This window comes from Kitasatospora sp. NPDC093558 (assembly GCF_040683475.1).
Classification (GTDB): domain Bacteria; phylum Actinomycetota; class Actinomycetes; order Streptomycetales; family Streptomycetaceae; genus Kitasatospora.
On sequence record NZ_JBFBDY010000862.1, the window covers coordinates 1 to 2,315 of the forward strand.

Below are 2,315 nucleotides of genomic sequence, written 5' to 3' on the forward strand. Positions count from 1 at the left end.
GCCGCCACCGACCCCGAGGCCGCTCCCACGCCTGGCCCCTCCTCCGCCCCGGCCACCGCGCCTCCCGCGCAGCCGGCGCCCCAGCTGACCGAGCAGCAGGTGTCCTCGGCGGTGGACCGGATCGACGGCTACGTGCAGGACGCCATGGCGAAGACGGGCGTCCCCGGAGTGTCGCTGGCCGTCGTGTACAAGGACAAGGTGATCCACGCGAAGGGCTTCGGGGTCCGTCAGCTGGGCCGCCCGGAGCCGGTCGATCCCGACACGGTCTTCCAGCTCGCCTCGGTCTCCAAGCCGATCTCCTCGACCGTGGTCGCCGCGGTCGTCGGCCAGAAGGCGGTGAAGTGGGACGACCCGGTCACCAAATATGACCCGGGCTTCGCGCTCGCCGATCCCTTCGTGAGCAGCCACGTGACGATCGCCGACCTCTTCTCCCACCGCAGCGGCCTGCCGGACCACGCGGGGGACCTGCTGGAGGACCTCGGCTACCAGCGCGACTACATCCTCCAGCACCTCCGCAACCAGCCGCTCTCGCCGTTCCGCGCGAGCTACGCCTACACCAACTACGGCCTGACGGAGGCGGCCGTGGCTGTGGCGAAGGCCAAGAAGGTGGCCTGGGAGAACCTGGCGGCGGACGTCCTCTACAAGCCGCTGGGGATGAACTCCACGAGCTCCCTCCGATCGGCCTACGACAGCGCGGCGAACAAGGCGGCGCCGCACGTCAAGACCGCCGGCGGCTGGCAGGTCAGCACCACCGAGAACGCGGACCCGCAGTCGCCGGCCGGCGGCGTGAGCTCCACCGCCCAGGACCTCACCCGGTGGATGCGGATGCAGCTCGCGGACGGCACCTTCGAGGGCAAACAGGTCGTCGACCCGGCGGGCCTGAACGAGACCCGGGTGCCGCAGATCGTCAGCGGCCCGCCGAGGTCCCCGGCGGGCAACGCCGGCTTCTACGGCCTCGGCTGGAACGTCAGCTACGACACCCTCGGCCGGCTGCGGCTGAACCACTCCGGCGGCTTCGACCTCGGCGCGGCCACCGTGGTGACCCTCCTGCCGACCGAGCAGCTCGGGATCGTCGTCCTGACCAACGGCCAGCCGATCGGCGTCCCGGAGGCGGTGGCCGAGGAGTTCTTCGACGTCGCCCAGAACGGCCACGAGACGGTCGACTGGCTCGGCCTCTTCGGCAAGCTCCTCCCCGGCATCGCGGCCCCCGCCTCCTCACCGACCGACTACGCCAAGCCACCGGCCGGCGCCACCCCGGCGAAGCCCGACACGGCCTACACCGGGACGTACGCCAACGACTACTACGGGCCGATGACCGTGAGCGAGAAGGACGGCGGGCTGGTGATGACCCTCGGACCGGACAGCCGGCAGTTCCCGCTTCAGCACTACAACGGGGACGTCTTCAGCTACCAGAGCAAGGGCGAGAACGCCGTCGGCCTCACCGGCCTGACGTTCACGGTCGGCGCCGACGGCCGGGCCTCGACCGCGGTGGCCGAGCAGTACAACCACGAGGGCCTGGGGACCTTCACCCGCAGCTGACCTCAGGGTGAGGGGCACAGGGGGTAGGGGCCGTACCCGTCCACACAGACGGCGACGGTTCGGATCTCCGCGGTTCCACCGGTCCGAGAGCGTGTCAGGCTGCCTGCCGTTCAGAGCGCGAAGTCGAGCCGGACGAACGGGTCGTGGTGGATGAGGTCGAGCGGTACCCCGGCGTGGTAGAGCGCCTCGGCGGCGCTCACGATCATCGGGCCGGGGCCGCTGACGTAGGCGTCGTGCTTCAGCCAGGGGCCGGCCGCCGTGAGGGCCGCGGGCAGGGCGGTGGTGGCGCCGGGGGTGCCGTCGTCGTGGACGAGGGGCCGCACCGTGAGCCAGGAGTGCTGGTCGACGAGCCGGCGGAGGGTGTCGAGGCCGAGCGGTTCGTCCGCGCCGCGCGTGCCCACGAAGACGTCCGTCCGCCGCCGGACCCCGTCCAGGACGGCTTGTTCGAGGAGGGCGAGGACCGGCGCGAGGCCGGTGCCGCCCGCGACGCAGACGACGTCGCGGCTCGCGGCCGGATCGAGGACCATGTCCCCGAGGGGACGGCCGAGCCGGAGGACGTCGCCGACCCTCGCGTGCTGCACCAGGGCGTTGCCGACCGGGCCGCCGGGGACGGCGCGGACGTGGAAGGTGAGGGTCCCGTCCGGGCGTGGGGCGTTGGCGGGGGAGTAGTAGCGCCAGCTCTTCGGCCACCACGGCGTCGCCAGGCTGACGAACTGCCCGCCGGTGTACGGGTACGGCAGGTCGGTCCGCACGGTGATCTCGGCGAGGTCGTGGCC

The 2,315-nt window shown here is 72.3% G+C and carries 2 protein-coding genes; one reads left to right on the top strand and one right to left on the bottom strand.

Annotation, left to right across the window (positions count from 1 at the left end):
* Positions 1 to 1,539: serine hydrolase (locus tag AB0O00_RS36230; protein WP_363658959.1), on the top strand; the 1,539-nt coding region annotated here is incomplete at its 5' end.
* A 110-nt stretch (positions 1,540 to 1,649) separates the two neighbouring features.
* Here the strand turns inward: AB0O00_RS36230 and AB0O00_RS36235 are convergent.
* Positions 1,650 to 2,315 (bottom strand): FAD-binding oxidoreductase (locus AB0O00_RS36235; RefSeq protein ID WP_363658960.1); only part of this gene is annotated, 666 nt, incomplete at its 5' end.